15 protein-coding genes are annotated in these 17,048 nt (G+C 70.5%); 13 read left to right on the top strand and 2 right to left on the bottom strand.

All coding sequences use genetic code 11. The features are described from left to right. The first annotated feature begins 26 nt into the window (after nt 1-26). The 3 genes from KIK09_RS53565 (at nt 27) to KIK09_RS53555 (ending at nt 3,180) form a co-directional block, all read left to right on the top strand. Nucleotides 27-230 (top strand): hypothetical protein, encoded by a 204-nt coding sequence (locus KIK09_RS53565; RefSeq protein ID WP_214327346.1) that lies wholly within the window; start codon nt 27-29, stop codon nt 228-230. Nucleotides 231-375: 145 nt separating this feature from the next. Further along, on the top strand, nt 376-1,542 hold the full coding sequence (locus KIK09_RS53560) for an MFS transporter (protein WP_214327345.1): 1,167 nt from the start codon (nt 376-378) through the stop codon (nt 1,540-1,542). A 525-nt stretch (nt 1,543-2,067) separates the two neighbouring features. After that, nucleotides 2,068-3,180 (top strand): hypothetical protein, encoded by a 1,113-nt coding sequence (locus KIK09_RS53555; RefSeq protein WP_214327344.1) that lies wholly within the window; start codon nt 2,068-2,070, stop codon nt 3,178-3,180. A gap of 799 nt (nt 3,181-3,979) precedes the next feature. On the opposite strand, the gene KIK09_RS53550 is transcribed toward KIK09_RS53555, so the two are convergent. Beyond that, nucleotides 3,980-5,644 carry a class I adenylate-forming enzyme family protein gene (locus KIK09_RS53550; RefSeq protein WP_214327343.1) on the bottom strand — a complete coding sequence of 555 codons (1,665 nt, stop codon included), beginning with the start codon at nt 5,642-5,644 and terminating at the stop codon, nt 3,980-3,982. A gap of 207 nt (nt 5,645-5,851) precedes the next feature. Between KIK09_RS53550 and argC the strand changes: the two genes are divergently transcribed. The 9 genes from argC (at nt 5,852) to KIK09_RS53505 (ending at nt 14,889) form a co-directional block, all read left to right on the top strand. Further along, complete coding sequence (argC, locus tag KIK09_RS53545; RefSeq protein ID WP_214327342.1) at nt 5,852-6,874, top strand: N-acetyl-gamma-glutamyl-phosphate reductase; 1,023 nt, start codon at nt 5,852-5,854, stop codon at nt 6,872-6,874. Further along, the gene (argJ, locus tag KIK09_RS53540; protein WP_214327341.1) at nt 6,871-8,022 is read left to right on the top strand and encodes a bifunctional glutamate N-acetyltransferase/amino-acid acetyltransferase ArgJ; all 1,152 of its coding nucleotides are present in this window, start codon (nt 6,871-6,873) and stop codon (nt 8,020-8,022) included. Before argC ends, argJ begins: the two co-directional genes overlap by 4 nt. Next, nucleotides 8,019-8,894 carry an acetylglutamate kinase gene (argB, locus tag KIK09_RS53535; RefSeq protein ID WP_214327340.1) on the top strand — a complete coding sequence of 292 codons (876 nt, stop codon included), beginning with the start codon at nt 8,019-8,021 and terminating at the stop codon, nt 8,892-8,894. Before argJ ends, argB begins: the two co-directional genes overlap by 4 nt. Beyond that, nucleotides 8,891-10,051, top strand: coding sequence for an acetylornithine transaminase (locus KIK09_RS53530; protein WP_214327339.1), 1,161 nt, complete (start codon nt 8,891-8,893; stop codon nt 10,049-10,051). Before argB ends, KIK09_RS53530 begins: the two co-directional genes overlap by 4 nt. Beyond that, nucleotides 10,044-10,964, top strand: a complete 921-nt coding sequence (gene argF / locus KIK09_RS53525) for an ornithine carbamoyltransferase (protein ID WP_214327338.1) — start codon at nt 10,044-10,046, stop codon at nt 10,962-10,964. The genes KIK09_RS53530 and argF overlap by 8 nt, the downstream gene beginning before the upstream one ends. Next, nucleotides 10,961-11,467 carry an arginine repressor gene (locus tag KIK09_RS53520; RefSeq protein ID WP_214327337.1) on the top strand — a complete coding sequence of 169 codons (507 nt, stop codon included), beginning with the start codon at nt 10,961-10,963 and terminating at the stop codon, nt 11,465-11,467. The genes argF and KIK09_RS53520 overlap by 4 nt, the downstream gene beginning before the upstream one ends. A gap of 62 nt (nt 11,468-11,529) precedes the next feature. Next, complete coding sequence (locus tag KIK09_RS53515; protein WP_214327336.1) at nt 11,530-12,729, top strand: argininosuccinate synthase; 1,200 nt, start codon at nt 11,530-11,532, stop codon at nt 12,727-12,729. Between the two features lie 7 nt (nt 12,730-12,736). Then, entirely contained in the window at nt 12,737-14,194 is a 1,458-nt protein-coding gene (gene argH / locus KIK09_RS53510; RefSeq protein ID WP_372455829.1) for an argininosuccinate lyase, read from the top strand. Between the two features lie 2 nt (nt 14,195-14,196). Further along, the gene (locus KIK09_RS53505; protein ID WP_214327335.1) at nt 14,197-14,889 is read left to right on the top strand and encodes a DNA-3-methyladenine glycosylase; all 693 of its coding nucleotides are present in this window, start codon (nt 14,197-14,199) and stop codon (nt 14,887-14,889) included. Here the strand turns inward: KIK09_RS53505 and KIK09_RS53500 are convergent. Further along, nucleotides 14,826-15,230, bottom strand: a complete 405-nt coding sequence (locus tag KIK09_RS53500; protein WP_214327334.1) for a PH domain-containing protein — start codon at nt 15,228-15,230, stop codon at nt 14,826-14,828. The genes KIK09_RS53505 and KIK09_RS53500 overlap by 64 nt on opposite strands. An 85-nt stretch (nt 15,231-15,315) precedes the next feature. Here KIK09_RS53500 and tyrS point away from each other — a divergent pair, with 85 nt between their 5' ends. After that, nucleotides 15,316-16,584, top strand: a complete 1,269-nt coding sequence (tyrS, locus tag KIK09_RS53495; RefSeq protein ID WP_308164840.1) for a tyrosine--tRNA ligase — start codon at nt 15,316-15,318, stop codon at nt 16,582-16,584. Nucleotides 16,585-17,048 lie beyond the last annotated feature (464 nt).

Raw genomic sequence — 17,048 nt, 5'->3', positions numbered from 1 at the left:
GGAGCGGGTGGGGTGCTGGGGGAGCGATGAGATGGGCGGCTGAGTTCGGCGTGCCGTACGGCGCGTGTGCCTCGCCCTGGCACGGAGCGCGAGGAACCCGCGGCGGCCCCGCCCTGGCGCGGCGCACGAGGAACCTGCGGCAGGCCATCCTGCGCCGGGTCGGCGGGGTGGTGTGCGGTGGAGCTCGGCGCCCTGTTACGGCGGGCAAGGAGTGCACGTACGGCGGGTGAGAGGTCGCGATGCGGGCGTGGCATCGGGAGTGGCGGGGCGCGCAACGCGGTCGGGTAGTGCATGGTCGCCCTCAGGCGGTGGGGAGGTGTTTCGGTGGGTGAGATGGGTGACCAGGGGGTGAGAGGCGGGGTTATTGTGGGCGATATGTCGTTGAAGTCCGTGCGGGTGGCGGCCGTCTATGCGGGTGGGTTGCTCGGCCCGCTCGGGGGTGGCGTGGTCGCGCCCATGCTCCCCCTGGTCGCCGGATCCCTGCGGACCACCACGGGCGCCGTGGCCACCGCCCTGACCGCGTACTTCATCCCGTTCGCCGCACTACAGCTCGTCTCGGGGACGCTAGGCGAGCGGTGGGGGCGGCGCAGGAGCGTGCGGATCGCCTACCTCCTCTACGCCCTGGCCTCACTGGGATGCGCCCTCGCCCCGAGCCTGCTGCCGTTCCTGGCGGCCAGGGCGGCGCAGGGCGCGGCCAACGCGTTCACTTCACCGCTGCTGCTCGCGGGCCTGGCCGGGATGGTGCCCAAGGAGCGGCTCGGCCGGGCCGTCGGACGTTACTCCAGCTGCCAGGCCGCCGGCCAGTCGTTCGCGCCGCTGGTGGGCGGGCTGGCGGCGGCCGTCGAGTGGCGGATCGGGTTCGCCGTCGTGGCCGTCACCGCGGTGCTGCTCTCCCTGGCGCCGCCGCCCGGCGACCCGCGTCCTGGCGCCGCGTCACCGCCGTGGCGGCCGCTGGCGGGGCGGCGGGTGGTGCTGCTGTCGCTTTCGGCCATGCTGACGTACGCGGGGTCGGCCGGGCTGGCGTTCCTGGTCGCCATCTACGCCGCCGACCGGCTGCGGCTGCCGTCGGAGGCCGTCGGGCTGGTGCTGGTCGGGTTCGGGGTGGCCGGGCTGGTGCTCGGCTCGGTGTGGGGCGCCGTCTCCGAACGCTTCGGCGCCCGGCGCTGTGCCGTGCTGGCCACCGTACTGACGGCGATGCTCGTCGCGCTCGTCGGCTGGACCGGGGCGTCCGGCTGGCTGGCCGCGTGCTGGACGCTCGCCGGGGCCGCCGGCTCGCTGCTCATCGTCGCGCTGCAGACGCTCACGGTCCGCGCCGTGCCCGGCAACACTGGCGGGGCGCTGTCGGTGGTCGCCGCCTTCCGCTTCGGCGGCGGCGCGCTCGCGCCGCTGGCCTGGCTCCCGCTCTACGCCGTCGCCCCCGCCCTGGCCTTCACCGGCGCCGCAGTCACGACCCTGCTCGCCGTACCTCTCCTCACGGCCCTGCCCCGCCCCTCCACCGCTACGCCCACCACCCAGGCCCACTCCACCACCTGCCCCTCCTGACCGCTCTCCGGCCTGTACGGCGAGCCGCCGCCGCCACCGGCCTCTCCTGGCTGCTCTCCGGTCTGTACGGCGCGCCGCCGCCACTGCCCCTTCCGACTGCTATCCGGTCTGTACGGCGGGCTGCCGCCGCCGGCCGCCCGCCGTACTTCGGCTCATGGCCTGTGACCGGCGCTTCCGGCGAGTCGATGCCCCTTGCCCGCCGCTACGACGCTTCGTGGTCGTGGCCCCCCGGCTTCCCGTCGCCCGCCGTACACGCCGCCTGCACGTTGCCCGTAGAGCATCGAGGCACTCCGCAACTCGACCGGCGCTGAGCGTCGCCGCCCTCCGCAGCTTGGGCGGCGCTGAGCATCGTGGTCCTCGGCGCTTTGAGTGCCGTGAGCCTTGCGGTCATGAACGCCACCCCTGCCGATGCGAGGGAGGCACTGGGCCTGCCCGGAACGCCGGGAGTTCGGTGGAAGCGGGCGCGAAGTGTCGGTGGGGGCCGTTAGTGTCGCCCTGCAGTCGAAACGCTACGAGGAGTGAGCAATGGATCTGCTGGAGCGCGCCTGCGAGCTGAAGCCCGAGCTGGTGCATTATGCGACGTCCGGCCGTTTCGCCAGGGAGCTGAGCGCCGTGCTCGACCGGTTCTACGCCGACGGCCCCGCGGCCGACGAGGCGGCGGCTTTCCTGCCGGTCGACTTCTTCGCCCACCAGCATCGCCTGCCCGGCGGTGACACGGTCATCGACCGCTTCGTCGACGATCATCCCGGGCTCGACGACATCTCCCGCGACCTGCTGCTGAGCTGGAAGGACGTGGTGGAGGGCATCTTCGAGGTACGCGGCCACGACCACGACGCCGCCACGCTGCACAACCTCGTCGACGAACTCACCTACCAGGTTCGCTCCAACCTCGGCGCGGGCGCGTTCGAGCCGCTCAGTCCTGGCATGTTCGTTGTGGGCCGGTTGATCCCGCTGGGGGAGGAATGGCTGATCAGCGGCACCCCGGCCATCCACCCCGCCGATGCCAGGCAGACGCTGGTGAGCGTGGCCGCCCACGTGGCGCTCGCCAACCCGGCGCACGTCTTCCGCAACCCCGAGGCGCTCGCCACGGCCTGGCGGCTGCAGACCGAGCAGCGCCGCTGTTTCGTCGCGTACTTCGGTGCCGACGAGGTGGTGTGCCCGGGTTCCGAGGTCGAGGAGCGCATGCGGGGCTACCTGGCCTACCAGTCCGACAGGCTCCCCTCCGCGGCCGAGCAGCCGGTCTTCGAGGTCCCCGAGCACGTACGGGCCGCCGACACCGTGGCCCTGATCTTCGACGAGACCCACGGCTTCGCCTACTACCGCGACTTCGGGCGGCTCGAGGAGATCTTCGCCGATCCCCGCCTCCTCGACCGCCGGCCGTACCGCGACCTGCTCAGCGGCTACCTGCGCGGCGACGAGGTCTCACCTGTCCCTCTCGTACGGCTGGCCGAACGCGACCCCGCACAGGCCGACGCGGTCTTCGCCAAGCTCCTGGGCCGGTCGGGCTTCCGCTGGGACCGCAGCGGCGAAACCCTCCTCCGCACCCACAAACCCACCCACTACACCGCCCCCCACCTCCCCAAGATCACCCCCACCACCCCCGCCATCGCCGAACACCTCACCCTCCCCACCCCATAAACCCACCCACCTCGCGCCAGCGCCCACAACAGGACCTTCCGCCCGGGGGAGCGGCGCGTCGAGCGCCGCACACGCCTACCCCACACGCCACCGAGCGCCGCACACGTCGCTGATCACCTCACACACCACCGCACAGTTCATGCGCCACGTATCGCCGCACGCGTCGCTGGTCGCCTCGCACGCCGCCGCGCACTCGGTCGCCGCACGCGTCGCGGGTCGCCTCGCACGCCGTCGGCCGCTGCGCTGCCGCAGACGTTCGGGGCCACGTCGTGGCTGCCACCCGGGCAGCCGAGCAGGGCGTGTCCTGGAAACGGTGGATCTAGCCTCCTGTCCGCCCAGTAGAAGCCGCAGACCTGCAGCAAACGCCCCGACGGGGTCTCCCTGTCGGCCGGAGATCGGACAATCCGCCGAGCAGGGTGCCCCGCCCGGAAGGCCCTGCGGTCAGGCGCCTTCGGTCCTGTCGATCTGCGGTCGCAGCCCGACGGCGAAGGCATCGTCGCAGACCACGCCCACGATCCGGAGCCGCGCCGCCGGGCCGCTGCTCACGGTCAGCGTCGATTGGTGGGGTCACGGCGTGGCGCGTTGTGAGGTCCGGGTGTCGCGGTCGTGGTGGTGGGGCCCGCGTGTGGGGTGCATGGCGCGTTGGTGGGCGGGAGGTGAGGGGCGGGCCGCTGGTGGCGGTCAGCGTCGTGTGGTGGGGTCACGGCGTGGCGCGGGGCTGTGAGGTCCGGGTGTCGTGGTCGTGGTGCGTTGGTGGGGTGAGGGGCGGGCCGCTGGGGTGGCGGCCCGCGGGGAGGGGTTAGGAGGTGGCGAGGACTTCTTGGCGGAGGCGGGTTTTGAGGATTTTGCCGCCGGGGTTGCGGGGGAGTTCGCCGTCGCGGAACCAGAAGTGGTTGGGGATCTTGAACTTGGCGATCCGGTCGGCGAGGAAGGTCTGGAGTTCCGAGGGGGTGACCGACTGACCGGGCGTCAGGCGGATGACCGCGCCGACCTCCTCACCCAGTTCGTCGTGCGGCACGCCGATGACCGCCACGTCGTCGACCGCCGGGTGCTCGAAGAGGGCCGCTTCGACCTCGGCGCAGTACACGTTCTCACCGCCCCGGATCACCATGTCCTTGGCCCGGTCCACGATGTACACGAAACCCTCGGAGTCGATCTTGGCGAGGTCCCCGGTGTGCACCCAGCCGTCGATGAACGTCTGCGCGGTGGCCTCCGGCTTGTTCCAGTAGCCCAGGATCACGTTGGGCCCGCGCAGGCACAGCTCGCCCACCTCCCCGGGCGGCAGCGCGTCGCCCAGCGGATCCACCACCCGCACGTCGACGACCGCCGACGGCAGCCCGATGCTGTCGGGCCTGGCCAGGTAGTCGGGCCCGCCGTTGCCGATGGCCAGCGCGGTGGTCTCCGTCATGCCGTACCCGTTGGACGGCGCCCGGTTGGGCAGGTTCTCGGTGATCCGTTCCAGCAGCTTGGGCGGCGCGGGCGCCCCACCGTACCCGAGGGTCGTAAGGGACGAAAGGTCATATTTCCCGAAATCGGGGTGGGACATGAGCTGCCACGCGTTGGTCGGCACCCCGATCATCGTGGTCGCCTTCTCCCGCTCGATCACCTTGAGCGCCTCGAGCGGATCCCACTTGTACATCAGGATCAGCCCGCCGCCCAGGAACAGCGTGGAGGTGAGCCCGGAGAAGCACCCGGTGACGTGGAAGAGCGGCACCGTCAGCAGCGTCACCCGCCGCACCGACGAGGCCGCGCCCGGATCCTTGCCCGCCAGCACGACCGCCCGCAGGAACCCGTAGGCCAGCGTCATCGGCGACTGCCCGAGGTTGCGGTGGCTGCCCAGCGCCCCCTTGGGCCGCCCGGTGGTGCCCGAGGTGTAGAAGATCGTGGCCGGATCGTCGGGCGACAGCTCCACCGCCGGAAGCGTGACATCCGCGGAAACGTCGCCCATGACGTCGGAGAGGGTGCGCGCGCCAGCCGGCGCCTCGCCCCGCGCGACGATCAGCGGCACCCCCGTCGAGGCCAGCCGCTCGGCCCGCTCGCCGTCCGCGATCAGCACCTTGGCCCCGGAGTCGCTCACCCCGTATGCCAGCTCCGCCTCCGTCCACCAGGCGTTCAGCGGTACGGCTATCGCCCCGGCGGCCAGCACCGCCGAGAAGGAGACGACCCATTCGGGGTAGTTACGCATGGCGATCGCCACCCGGTCGCCCTTGGCCACGCCGTACTCCGTGACGAGCCGGTTGGCCAGCGTCGCCGCCCGCCTGAAGTGCTCCTCGAAGGTGATGTGCTGGTCCTCGTAGACCAGGAACACCTTCTCGCCGTGGAAGCGGCTCATCTCCAGCAGTGCCCGGAAGTGCTGCGGCGCGTGTTTCCACGTTCGCACCCCGGTGTCCCCGATCTCCTCCATCTCGAAGAGTTGCCCCGGCCCGGTGAGCTGGGCCTCGACCTCGGCGTGCGAAAGAGACATACGCAGAACTCCCGCAGTGACGGCTATCCCGGATAAATCACAGTACCGACCGGTAGGTACGTCGCGCTAGAGCGTCATTCTGTGTGTGGTTATGCATTGAATGACCGTTTTGTCCAGATCGTCGGGCTTGCATATCCATCCTGGCCAGTGCATCATCTTCAGAAAGCAAGACCATGAGGTAGAGTGCATGAACATGCAGGAGGTCGGATGAGAGCGGCGATCGCGGGAGCCAGCGGCTACGCGGGAGGCGAGCTCCTTCGCCTGCTCCTGTCCCACCCGGAGCTCGAGATCGGCGCGCTCACCGCGGCTTCCAGCGCGGGCGGCAAGCTCGGCGAGCACCAGCCGCACCTGCCGCAGCTGGCCGACAGGACCATCCTGGAGACCACGCCGGAGACGCTGCAGGGCCACGACGTGGTCTTCCTGGCCCTGCCGCATGGTCATTCGGCCGAGGTGGCCGCCGCCATCGGCGACGGGGCCATCGTGGTCGACTGCGGCGCCGACCACCGCCTGACCGACGAGCGGGCCTGGCAGGAGTTCTACGGTGGGCAGCACGCGGGCAGCTGGCCCTACGGCCTGCCCGAGCTCCCCGGCCAGCGCGAGATCCTGGCCACCGCCCGGCGCATCGCCGTCCCCGGCTGCTACCCGACCGCCGTCGCCCTCGCGCTCTTCCCCGCCTTCCAGTACGGCCTGGCCGAGCCGGACGTCGTGGTCGTCGCGGCCAGCGGCACCAGCGGCGCGGGCAAGTCGCTCAAGCCGAACCTGCTCGGCAGCGAGGTCATGGGCTCGGTCAGCGCCTACGGCGTCGGCGGAGTCCACCGCCACACCCCCGAGATGGAGCAGTCCCTCGGCGCGGTCGCGGGCGGACCCGTCCGGGTGTCGTTCACCCCGACGCTGGCCCCGATGAGCCGCGGCATCCTGGCCACCTGCACGGCCCCCGCCGCCCCCGGCGTCACCGCGAACGCGGTCAGGCAGGCCTACGAGGCCGCCTTCGCGAAGGAGCCCTTCGTCAGGCTCCTGCCGGAAGGCGCCTGGCCCGCCACCGCCATGACCTACGGCGCCAACACCGCCGCACTCCAGGTGACGCTCGACGAGCGCTCGAACCGCCTCGTCGCCGTCATCGCCATCGACAACCTCACCAAGGGCACGGCCGGAGGCGCCATCCAGAGCGTCAACCTCGCCCTCGGCCTGCCAGAAGAGACCGGACTTCCCCTGACAGGAGTCGCACCGTGAGCGTAACCGCCCCTCTCGGCTTCAAGGCCGCGGGAATCGCCGCAGGCATCAAGGCCAGCGGCGCCCGTGACCTCGCCCTCGTCGTGAACGAGGGCCCCAGCCGCGCCGCCGCGGGGGTCTTCACCGCCAACCGCGTGAAGGCCGCCCCCGTGCTCTGGTCGCAGCAGGTGCTGAGGGGCGGCCGAGTCCGAGCGGTGGTGCTGAACTCCGGCGGCGCCAACGCCTGCACGGGTCCCGAAGGTTTCCAGGACACCCACGCCACCGCCGAGAAGGTAGCCGAGGCGCTGCAGGACTCCGCCGGCGAGATCGCGGTGTGCTCGACGGGCCTGATCGGCGAGCGGCTGCCCATGGAGGCCCTGCTCGGCGGCGTGGAGACCGCGGCCGGCCAGCTGTCGCGCGACGGCGGCCTGGCAGCGGCCGACGCCATCCGCACCACGGACACGGTGTCGAAGATCTCCTTCAAACGCGGCGACGGCTACATGGTCGGCGGCATGGCCAAGGGCGCGGGCATGCTCGCCCCGGCGCTGGCCACCATGCTCTGCGTCATCACCACCGACGCCGACCTGACCTCCGAGGAACTCGACACGGTCCTGCGCAGGGCCACGTCCGTGACGTTCGACCGGCTGGACGCCGACGGGTGCATGTCCACCAACGACACCGTCCTGCTGCTCTCCAGCGGCGCGGCAGGCGTCAAGCCCGACCTCGAGGAGTTCGGGCAGAAGGTGACCGAGGTCTGCGCCGACCTGGCCAGGCAGCTGCTGGTGGACGCGGAGGGCGCCTCCAAGGCCATCGCCATCGAGGTCGTCGGCGCCGCCTCCGAGCAGGACGCCGTCACCGTCGGCCGCACGGTCTCCCGCTCCAACCTGCTCAAATGCGCCATCCACGGCGAGGACCCCAACTGGGGCCGCGTGCTGTCGGCGGTCGGCACCACAGACGCCGTCTTCGAGCCCGACCGGCTGAACGTGGCCATCAACGGCATCTGGATCTGCCGCGGCGGCGCCGTCGGCGACGACCGCTCCAAGGTGGACATGCGCCCCAGGGACGTCACGATCACCGTCGACCTGTCGGCCGGCCCCTACTCGGCCACGATCCACACCACCGACCTCACGGCCGACTACGTCCACGAGAACTCGGCGTACTCGTCATGAGAGCCGGCGAAGCGCACACCAAGGCCGAGGCGCTGATCGAGGCGCTGCCCTGGCTGGCCAGGTTCCACGGCGCGACCGTCGTCATCAAGTACGGCGGCAACGCGATGACCGATGAGTCGCTCAAGGAGGGCTTCGCGGAGGACGTCGTCTTCCTGCACTACGCGGGCCTGCGCCCGGTCGTGGTGCACGGCGGCGGCCCCCAGATCAGCGAGCACCTGGACAAGCTGGGCATCGAGTCGACGTTCACCGCCGGGCTCAGGGTCACCACGCCCGAGGCCATGAAGGTGGTCAGGATGGTCCTGGTCGGTCAGGTCAACCGCGAGGTCGTCGGCCTGGTCAACCGCCACGGCCCGTTCGCCGTCGGCCTGTCGGGCGAGGACGCCCACCTGTTCACCGCCGAACGCAAGCACGCCGTACTGGACGGCGTGCAGGTGGACATCGGGCAGGTCGGCGAGATCGTCAAGGTGGACCCGGGCACGATCGAGGCGCTGCTCGACAACGGCCGGATCCCGGTCGTGTCCAGCGTGGCCAGGGGCGAGGACGGGCAGATCTACAACGTGAACGCCGACACAGCGGCCGCCGCGCTGGCCGTGGCGCTCAAGGCGCAGAAGCTCATCGTCCTGACCGACGTGGAGGGCCTGTACGCCAACTGGCCTGATGACACCGACGTGATCGACAAGCTCGGCTCCGAGGAGCTGCGTGCGATGCTGCCCACGCTGTCCAGCGGCATGGTGCCGAAGATGGAGGCGTGCCTGACGGCCGTCGACGGGGGCGTGCCGCACGCGCATGTCCTGGACGGCCGCGTCCCGCATGCGCTACTGCTGGAGATCTTCACCGACCAAGGAATCGGAACCATGGTGACGCCCTCATGACGCTGTTCGACAGGTTCGAGAAAGCTTTCATGCCCAACTACGGCGTGCCGCCCGTCGCGCTCGCCCGCGGTGAGGGCACGCGCGTGTGGGACGTCGACGGCAAGGAGTACCTCGACTTCATCGGCGGCATCGCGGTCAGCTCGCTCGGCCACGCCCACCCCGCCCTGGTCGAGGCCGTCTCCAAGCAGGTGGCCACGCTCGCCCACACCAGCAACCTGTTCCTGCACGAGCCGGAGGTGCTGCTCGCCGAGAAGCTCCTGGCCCTGCTGAACGCCCCCGGCCGCATCTTCTTCGCCAACTCCGGCACCGAGGCCAACGAGGCCGCCTACAAGCTGGCGCTCAAGTACGGCAAGCAGGACGGCCGCAGCTACTTCGTGGCCGCCGAGAACGGCTTCCACGGCCGCACGATCGGTGCCCTGTCGCTGACGGGCAAGAAGGCGATCCGCGACCAGTTCGGACCGTTCCCCGTCGAGGTCAAGTTCGTCCCGTACGGCGACGCCACGGCGCTGAAGGAGGCCGTGACGGGCGACTGCATCGCGGTCTTCCTGGAGCCGACGCAGGGCGAGGCCGGGGTCGTCCCGCCGCCCGACGGCTACCTGGAGGCGGCCAGGGAGGTGTGCGACTCGACCGGCGCCCTGCTGGTGGCCGACGAGATCCAGTCGGCGATCGGCAGGACCGGCCACTGGTTCGCCCACCAGGCCGACGGCGTCACGCCCGACATCCTCACGCTGGCCAAGGGCCTGGGCGGCGGCCTGCCGATCGGTGCCTGCATCGGTTTCGGCGACGCGGGGAAGCTGTTCGACAAGGGCGACCACGGCTCCACGTTCGGCGGGAACCCCGTGTCGTGCGCGGCGGCGCTGGCCGTACTGGACAATCTGGACCTCGACCACGTGAAGAAGGTCGCGGTGCAGCTCAGGACCGGCCTGGAGGCGATCGACCACCCGCTGCTCAAGGGCGTGCGCGGCCGCGGACTGTGGCTGGCCACCGTGCTCAACGAGCCGGTCGCGCCCAAGGTGCAGCAGGCCGCCGCCGAGGCGGGCTTCCTGGTCAACGCGCTCCAGCCCGACGCGGTACGGCTCGCCCCGCCGCTGGTCGTGACCGAGGACGAGATCCAGCAGTTCGTCGACGCCTTCCCGGGGGTGCTGTCCAATGCCTAGACACTTTCTCAGGGACGACGATCTCAACCCTGCCGAGCAGGCCGAGGTGCTCGAGCTCGCCGCCGCCATGAAGAAGGACAGGTACGGCTACCGCCCCTTCGAGGGCCCCAGGACCGTGGCCGTACTGTTCGACAAGCCGTCCACCAGGACCAGGATCTCCTTCTTCACCGGCATCGGCGAGCTGGGCGGGCTGCCGCTCGTCATCGACGGCGGCACCTCCCAGATGGGGCGCGGCGAACCCATCGAGGACACCGCCCGCGTCCTGGAACGCCAGGTCGCCGCGATCGTCTGGCGCACCGCGGGCCAGGAGCGCATCGAGGCGATGGCCAGGGACACCACGGTTCCGGTGGTCAACGCGCTGACCGACGAGTTCCACCCGTGCCAGATCCTGGCCGACCTGCAGACGGTCGTCGAACGGTTCGGTACCACCAAGGGCCTGACGCTGACCTACCTCGGCGACGGCGCCAACAACATGGCCCACTCCTACCTGCTCGGCGGCGCCACCGCCGGCATGCACGTGCGGATCGCCGCCCCGCCCGGCTACCTGCCCGACGCGGTCATCCTCGACCATGCCGCCACGATCGCCGCCAGGACCGGCGGGTCGGTCGTGGCCCTGTCCGACCCGATCGCCGCCGCGCAGGGGGCGCACGTGATCGCCACCGACACCTGGGTGTCGATGGGCCAGGACGGCAAGGAAGAACGCGTCAAGGCGCTCATGCCGTACCAGGTCAACGCCGAGCTGCTGGAGCACGCCGCCGACGACGTGATCGTGCTGCACTGCCTGCCCGCCTACCGCGGCTACGAGATCACCGCCGACGTCCTGGAAGGCCCCCGCAGTGCCGTCTGGGACCAGGCCGAGAACCGCCTCCACGCGCAGAAGGCGCTCCTGCACTGGTTGGTGACGCAGGCATGATTCCGATGACGAAGGCGGCGCGGCAGGCCAAGATCACCGAGCTGCTGGAGCGGCAGGCCGTACGGTCGCAGCCCGAGCTGGCCAAGCTGCTGGCCGAGAGCGGCGTGGAGGTCACCCAGGCCACGCTCAGCCGCGACCTGGACGAGCTGGGCGCGCTCAAGCTGCGCGCCGAGGACGGCTCGCTGGTCTACGCGCTGCCCGGTGAGGGCGGCGGCCGCATCCCGCTGGCCAGGCTGGGCATCGGCGGTGAGACGCCGGCCGCCCGGCTGCGCAGGATCGCGGAGGAGCTCCTGGTCTCGGCCGAGGCCAGCGCCAACCTCGTCATCGCCAGGACCCCGCCGGGCGCGGCCCAGTTCCTCGCCTCGGCCATCGACCACGCCGACTGGGAGTCCATCCTGGGCACGGTCGCGGGAGACGACACCATCCTCGTCATCAGCCGCGACCCCCAGGGTGGGCTGTCGGTCGCGGAGGCGCTGCTCAAGATCGCGGATCGACGTAGTTAGCCCGCTTCACGAAGCGGGCTCGCCGTACAAGATCCGGACTTTTCATGACAAAGAGGCAGCACATGAGTGAAAGAGTGATACTCGCCTTCTCCGGCGGGCTCGACACCTCCGTGGCCATCCCGTTCCTGGCCGAGAAGATGGACGCCGAGGTGATCGCCGTCGCCGTGGACCTGGGCCAGGGCGGCGAGGACATGGAGGCCATCCAGAAGCGGGCCATCGACTGCGGCGCGGCCGAAGCCGTCGTGGTGGACGCCAAGGAGGAGTTCGCCGCCGACTTCTGCGTTCCCGCCCTGCAGGCCAACGCGCTCTACATGGACCGCTACCCGCTGCTGTCCTCGCTCAGCCGGCCGCTCATCGTCAAGCACCTGGTCAGCGCGGCCAAGCAGTTCGGCGGGACGGTCGTCTCCCACGGCTGCACCGGCAAGGGCAACGACCAGGTCCGCTTCGAGGCGGGGCTGGCCGCCCTCGCCCCCGAGCTGAAGGTCGTCGCCCCGGCCAGGGACTTCGCCTGGACCAGGGACAAGGCCATCGAATTCGCCGAATCCAAGGGCCTGCCCATCGAGACGACCAAGAAGAACCCGTTCTCCATCGACCAGAACCTGTGGGGCAGAGCGGTCGAGACCGGCTTCCTCGAGGACATCTGGAACGGTCCCACCGAGGACGTCTACGCCTACACCGCCGACCCCGCCACGCCGCGCGAGCCCGACGAGGTCGTCATCACCTTCGACCAGGGCGTGCCCGTCGAGCTCGACGGCAGGACGCTCACGCCGTACCAGCTCATCGCCGAGCTCAACCGGCGGGCGGGCGCGCAGGGCGTCGGACGGATCGACATGGTCGAGGACCGGCTCGTCGGCATCAAGTCCCGCGAGGTGTACGAGGCGCCGGCCGCGATCGCGCTCATCGCCGCGCACATGGAGCTGGAGAACGTCACCGTCGAGCGGGACCTGGCCCGCTTCAAGCGCGGCGCCGACCAGCGCTGGAGCGAGCTGGTCTACGACGGCCTGTGGTACTCGCCGCTCAAGCACGCGCTCGACGCGCTCATCGCCGACGCGCAGAGGTACGTCTCCGGCGACATCCGGATGACCCTGCACGCCGGCAAGGCCACCGTCACCGGACGGCGCTCCGAGCAGTCGCTGTACGACTTCTCGCTGGCCACCTACGACACGGGCGACATGTTCGACCAGTCGCTCGCCAAGGGGTTCGTGCAGCTGTTCTCGCTTCCCGCGAAGATCGCCGCCGCCCGGGACACCAAGAACGGCTGAATGCACTATGGTCGCGGAGGACTTCGCTGTGGAGATTGAGGAGCTGACGGTGAGTGAAGGCAAGCCGATGCGGCTGTGGGGCGGGCGCTTCGAGGGTGGCCCGGCCGACGCGCTGACCCGGCTGTCGGTGAGTGTCCACTTCGACTGGCGGCTCGTGCCGTACGACCTGGCGGCGTCCCGCGCGCACGCCCGCGTGCTGCACAAGGCGAACCTGCTCAGCGACGAGGAGCTCGAGCGCATGATCGGCGCGCTGGACGACCTCGAGCGCGCCTGCAAGGCGGGCGAGTTCCGGCCGACGGTCGCCGACGAGGACGTGCACACCGCCCTGGAGCGCGGCCTGCTCGAACGGCTCGGCTCGCTCGGCGGCAAGCTGCGCGCGGGACGCTCGCGCAACGACCAGATCGCCACCGACCTGCGCCTCTACCTCCGCGACCACGCCAGGCTCGTCGTCTCGCGGCTCGTCGAGCTGGAGACCGCGCTGATGTCGCAGGCCGAGCAGCACGCCGACACCCCGGCGCCCGGCATGACGCACCTGCAGCACGCCCAGCCCGTCTCCTTCGGACACCAGCTGCTCGCGCACGTGCACGCCTTCGCCCGCGACATCGACCGCATCACCGACTGGGACAAGCGCGCCGCGATCTCCCCGCTGGGCGCCGGCGCGCTGGCCGGCTCGTCGCTGCCGCTCGACCCGGTCGCGGTCGCCACCGAGCTCGGCTTCGACGCCGCCGCACCGAACTCGATGGACGCCGTCTCCGACCGCGACTTCGCCGCCGAGTTCCTCTTCGACGCCGCCATGATCGGGGTGCACCTGTCGCGGCTCGGCGAGGAGATCGTGCTCTGGGCCTCGCAGGAGTTCCGCTGGATCGAGATGGACGACGCCTACTCCACCGGCTCGTCGATCATGCCCCAGAAGAAGAACCCCGACGTCGCCGAGCTCGCCCGCGGCAAGTCGGGCCGCCTCATCGGCAACCTCATGTCGCTGCTCACCACGCTCAAGGGCCTGCCGCTCACCTACAACCGCGACCTGCAGGAGGACAAGGAGCCCGTCTTCGACGCCGTCGACACGCTGCTGCTCGTCCTGCCCGCGATGGCCGGCCTGGTGGCGACCATGCGGGTCAACACCGCGCGGCTCGAGGCCTCTGCCCCCGACGGCTTCGCCCTGGCCACCGACCTGGCCGAACTGCTCGTACGGCGCGGCGTCCCCTTCCGCGAGGCGCACGAGGCCGTCGGCCACCTGGTCGTGTGGTGCCAGGTGCACGACAAGGACCTGGGCGAGCTGACCGACGACGAGCTGATCAAAGTCTCCCCGCACCTGACGCCCGACGTGCGCGACGTGCTGAACGTGCCCGGCGCGCTCGCGGCCCGCAAGGCCCACGGCGGCACCGCCCCCGACCGGGTCCGCGACCAGCTCGCCGCGCTGCGCGAGGCCGTCGACACGCAGGCGGCCTGGGCGAGCGGCAGCTGAGCATGGACGGCCTGCTGGCCACCGCGCCGCTCACGCGCGACTTCTTCGACCGGCCCTCGCCCGAGGTGGCGCCCGACCTGCTCGGTCGCGTCCTCGTGCACGGGCCGGTCGCCGTCCGCCTCACCGAGGTCGAGGCGTACGGCGGGCCGGGCGAGGACCCCGCGGCGCACACCTACCGCGGCAAGACCCCGCGCAACGCCGTCATGTTCGGGCCGCCGGGCTTCGTGTACGTGTACTTCACCTACGGCATGCACTTCTGCGCCAACCTGGTGTGCCTCCCGGAAGGGTCCGGGGCGGCCGTGCTGCTGCGTGCGGGAGAGGTGATCGCCGGGGTGGACATCGCCCGCGCCCGGCGCGCCAACGGGGCCGCGCACGTGGAGGGCGCGCGGCGGCATGTCGACCGCGACCTGGCGCGCGGGCCCGCTCGCCTCGCGGTGGCGCTGGGACTGGTGCGCGAGCACAACGGCATCGACGCCATCGCCCCTTCGGCAGCTGGGGCCGCCATGCTCGAAGGCGACCCCGCCGACCCGGCGACCATCAGGTCAGGCCCCCGGACCGGGATCTCGTCCGCCAAGGAGACCCCGTGGCGGTTCTGGATCGACGGCGACCCGACCGTGTCGCCCTACAAGGCTCATACGCCGCGGCGGCGCAGCGTCGCGGCCACTTCCGTGAGGGAGGCGCCGCCCAGCTCGTGACGGCTGAAGATGTGCAGACCGTCGCCGGTGTCGACCTCGAGCATCTCGCTCCGCACGCCGTACCTCTTGCGCACGTCCACCCGGATGTCCTGGATGTCGTCCCAGGCGACGTGGTGGCGGCCGAGGAACCCGTGCGCGACGGTGATGCCGGTCTCGTCCACGGCCAGCCGTACGGGAAGGAGCACGTCACGCAGCCCCATCGCACCCACCAGCACAGCCGCGGGGACGGCGAGCACCACGCCGCGCAGGTCGCCCTGGAGGTACCACCAAACGGCGAGACCCGCGCACGCCAAACCCCCTAGGATCTTGAAAACGGCCAGCTCGCGACGGACCCTCCACATGGACACCGAGAGTATCCAAGTGGCGGTCATGTGTACGGATCGGGCAGGCTGTAACCACTCAACGTCTACCCGAAAGCTTTGGGCCGTGACCGACATTCTCGATGAGCTCGAATGGCGCGACGTCCTCGCGCAGACCACCGACATCGACGCCCTGCGCGAGGCGCTGTCGAAGGGTCCGATCACGGTCTATGCGGGCTTCGACCCGACCGCGCCCTCGTTGCACGTCGGAAACCTGGCCACGCTGCTCATCCTGACCCGCTTCCAGCGGGCGGGACACAAGCCGATCGGGCTGGTCGGCGGCGCGACCGGGCTCATCGGCGACCCCAGCGGCCGCAGCACCGAGCGGGTGCTCAACACCTCCGACGTCGTCGCCGAGTGGGTGGCCAAGATCCGCGTCCAGGTGGAGAAGTTCCTGTCCTTCGAGCCGGCACCCAACGCCGCGACGCTGGTCAGCAACCTCGACTGGACCGCCGAGATGTCGGCCATCGACTTCCTGCGCGACGTTGGCAAGCACTTCCCGATCAACCGGATGCTGGCCCGCGAGTCCGTGGCCGCGCGGCTCGGCGGAGACGGGCTCAGCTACACCGAGTTCAGCTACCAGATCCTGCAGGCCAACGACTACCTGGAGCTCTACCGGCGCAACGGCTGCACGCTGCAGCTCGGCGGCAGCGACCAGTGGGGCAACATCACCGCGGGCGTCGACCTGATCCGGCGCGTCGAGGGCGGGCACGTGCACGCGCTGACCGGCAAGCTGATCACCAAGGCCGACGGCACGAAGTTCGGCAAGACCGCGGGCGGGGCCGTGTGGCTCGATGCGTCGCTCACCTCGCCGTACGCGTTCTACCAGTACTGGCTCAACGCCGACGACCGCGACGTGATCCGCTTCCTCAAGGTCTTCACCTTCCGTACCCGGGAGGAGATCGACGAGCTGGAGAAGGCCGTGGCCGACCGGCCGTTCGCCCGCGAGGCGCAACGGGCGCTGGCCGAGGACCTGACGACGCTGGTGCACGGCGCCCACGAGCTGGCCGCCGCCGTGGCGGCCTCCAAGGCGCTGTTCGGTCAGGGGGCTCTTGAGGAGCTGCCGGCCTCGACGCTGGCGGCCGCACTGGAAGAGGTGCCGCGTGCCACGGTTCCCGCGCTGGGGGCGCCGCTGGTCGACCTGATGGCCGAGAGTGGGTTGGTGGAGTCCAAGTCGGCGGCGCGGCGCGCGGTCAAGGAGGGCGGCGCCTACCTCAACAACGTCAAGGTCACGGACGAGAACTACGTCCCGGGTCCTGACGACCTGCTGCACGGGCGCTTCCTGGTGCTGCGGCGGGGTAAGAAGTCCGTCGGCGGCGTCGAAGTAGCCGCCTGACCAGGCACGACGCGGCCCGCACCGGCGGGCCGCGCGGGCCGATTTGACGTACCGCGGATAGTGGCCTAGAGTTTCACTTCGCCCCGGGAGCGAGTCGGACGCCGAGCACGGCGGACGGGCCCCAGGGCAAGCCCCTTGAGAACCTTCATCATCTCGGGCGCGCGCGATCCGCCGGAAAATCGGTTGATTCGACACGTCCTGAATGAGACGGTACGTTACGGGGGTCGCCCCAAAATTCCAGTGAGTTTTTCGGCTGTCCGCAAATCTCCCGATTTGCATAACGCCGCTGAAACTCCTAGAGTTAAAGGGTCGAAACGAACGACAAGCCTCCTGAAGGTTGGGAGTACGCGTCCGTTTCTTGAGAACTCAACAGTGTGTTAAAAGCCAGTGCATGATTTTCATGCAACACCTCGTCTAATTTGGCGAAGTATTGCTGGGTTTCAAACATCTTTTGGAGAGTTTGA

Origin of the sequence: Nonomuraea sediminis, assembly GCF_018531495.1 — a bacterium.
GTDB lineage: Bacteria > Actinomycetota > Actinomycetes > Streptosporangiales > Streptosporangiaceae > Nonomuraea > Nonomuraea sediminis.
The sequence above is the reverse complement of the archived record's forward strand: the minus strand, read 5'-3'. Positions and strand labels throughout refer to the sequence as shown.

Coding starts and splice junctions, on each gene's coding strand:
- KIK09_RS53500 (WP_214327334.1), bottom strand. CDS start 15,230: ATGTGGAGGGTCCGTCGCGAGCTGGCCGTTTTCAAGATCCTAGGGGGT.
- argH (WP_372455829.1), top strand. CDS start 12,737: ATGGTCGCGGAGGACTTCGCTGTGGAGATTGAGGAGCTGACGGTGAGT.
- argF (WP_214327338.1), top strand. CDS start 10,044: ATGCCTAGACACTTTCTCAGGGACGACGATCTCAACCCTGCCGAGCAG.
- argC (WP_214327342.1), top strand. CDS start 5,852: ATGAGAGCGGCGATCGCGGGAGCCAGCGGCTACGCGGGAGGCGAGCTC.
- KIK09_RS53520 (WP_214327337.1), top strand. CDS start 10,961: ATGATTCCGATGACGAAGGCGGCGCGGCAGGCCAAGATCACCGAGCTG.
- KIK09_RS53550 (WP_214327343.1), bottom strand. CDS start 5,644: ATGTCTCTTTCGCACGCCGAGGTCGAGGCCCAGCTCACCGGGCCGGGG.
- argB (WP_214327340.1), top strand. CDS start 8,019: ATGAGAGCCGGCGAAGCGCACACCAAGGCCGAGGCGCTGATCGAGGCG.
- KIK09_RS53565 (WP_214327346.1), top strand. CDS start 27: ATGAGATGGGCGGCTGAGTTCGGCGTGCCGTACGGCGCGTGTGCCTCG.
- KIK09_RS53515 (WP_214327336.1), top strand. CDS start 11,530: ATGAGTGAAAGAGTGATACTCGCCTTCTCCGGCGGGCTCGACACCTCC.
- KIK09_RS53530 (WP_214327339.1), top strand. CDS start 8,891: ATGACGCTGTTCGACAGGTTCGAGAAAGCTTTCATGCCCAACTACGGC.
- KIK09_RS53505 (WP_214327335.1), top strand. CDS start 14,197: ATGGACGGCCTGCTGGCCACCGCGCCGCTCACGCGCGACTTCTTCGAC.
- KIK09_RS53560 (WP_214327345.1), top strand. CDS start 376: ATGTCGTTGAAGTCCGTGCGGGTGGCGGCCGTCTATGCGGGTGGGTTG.
- KIK09_RS53555 (WP_214327344.1), top strand. CDS start 2,068: ATGGATCTGCTGGAGCGCGCCTGCGAGCTGAAGCCCGAGCTGGTGCAT.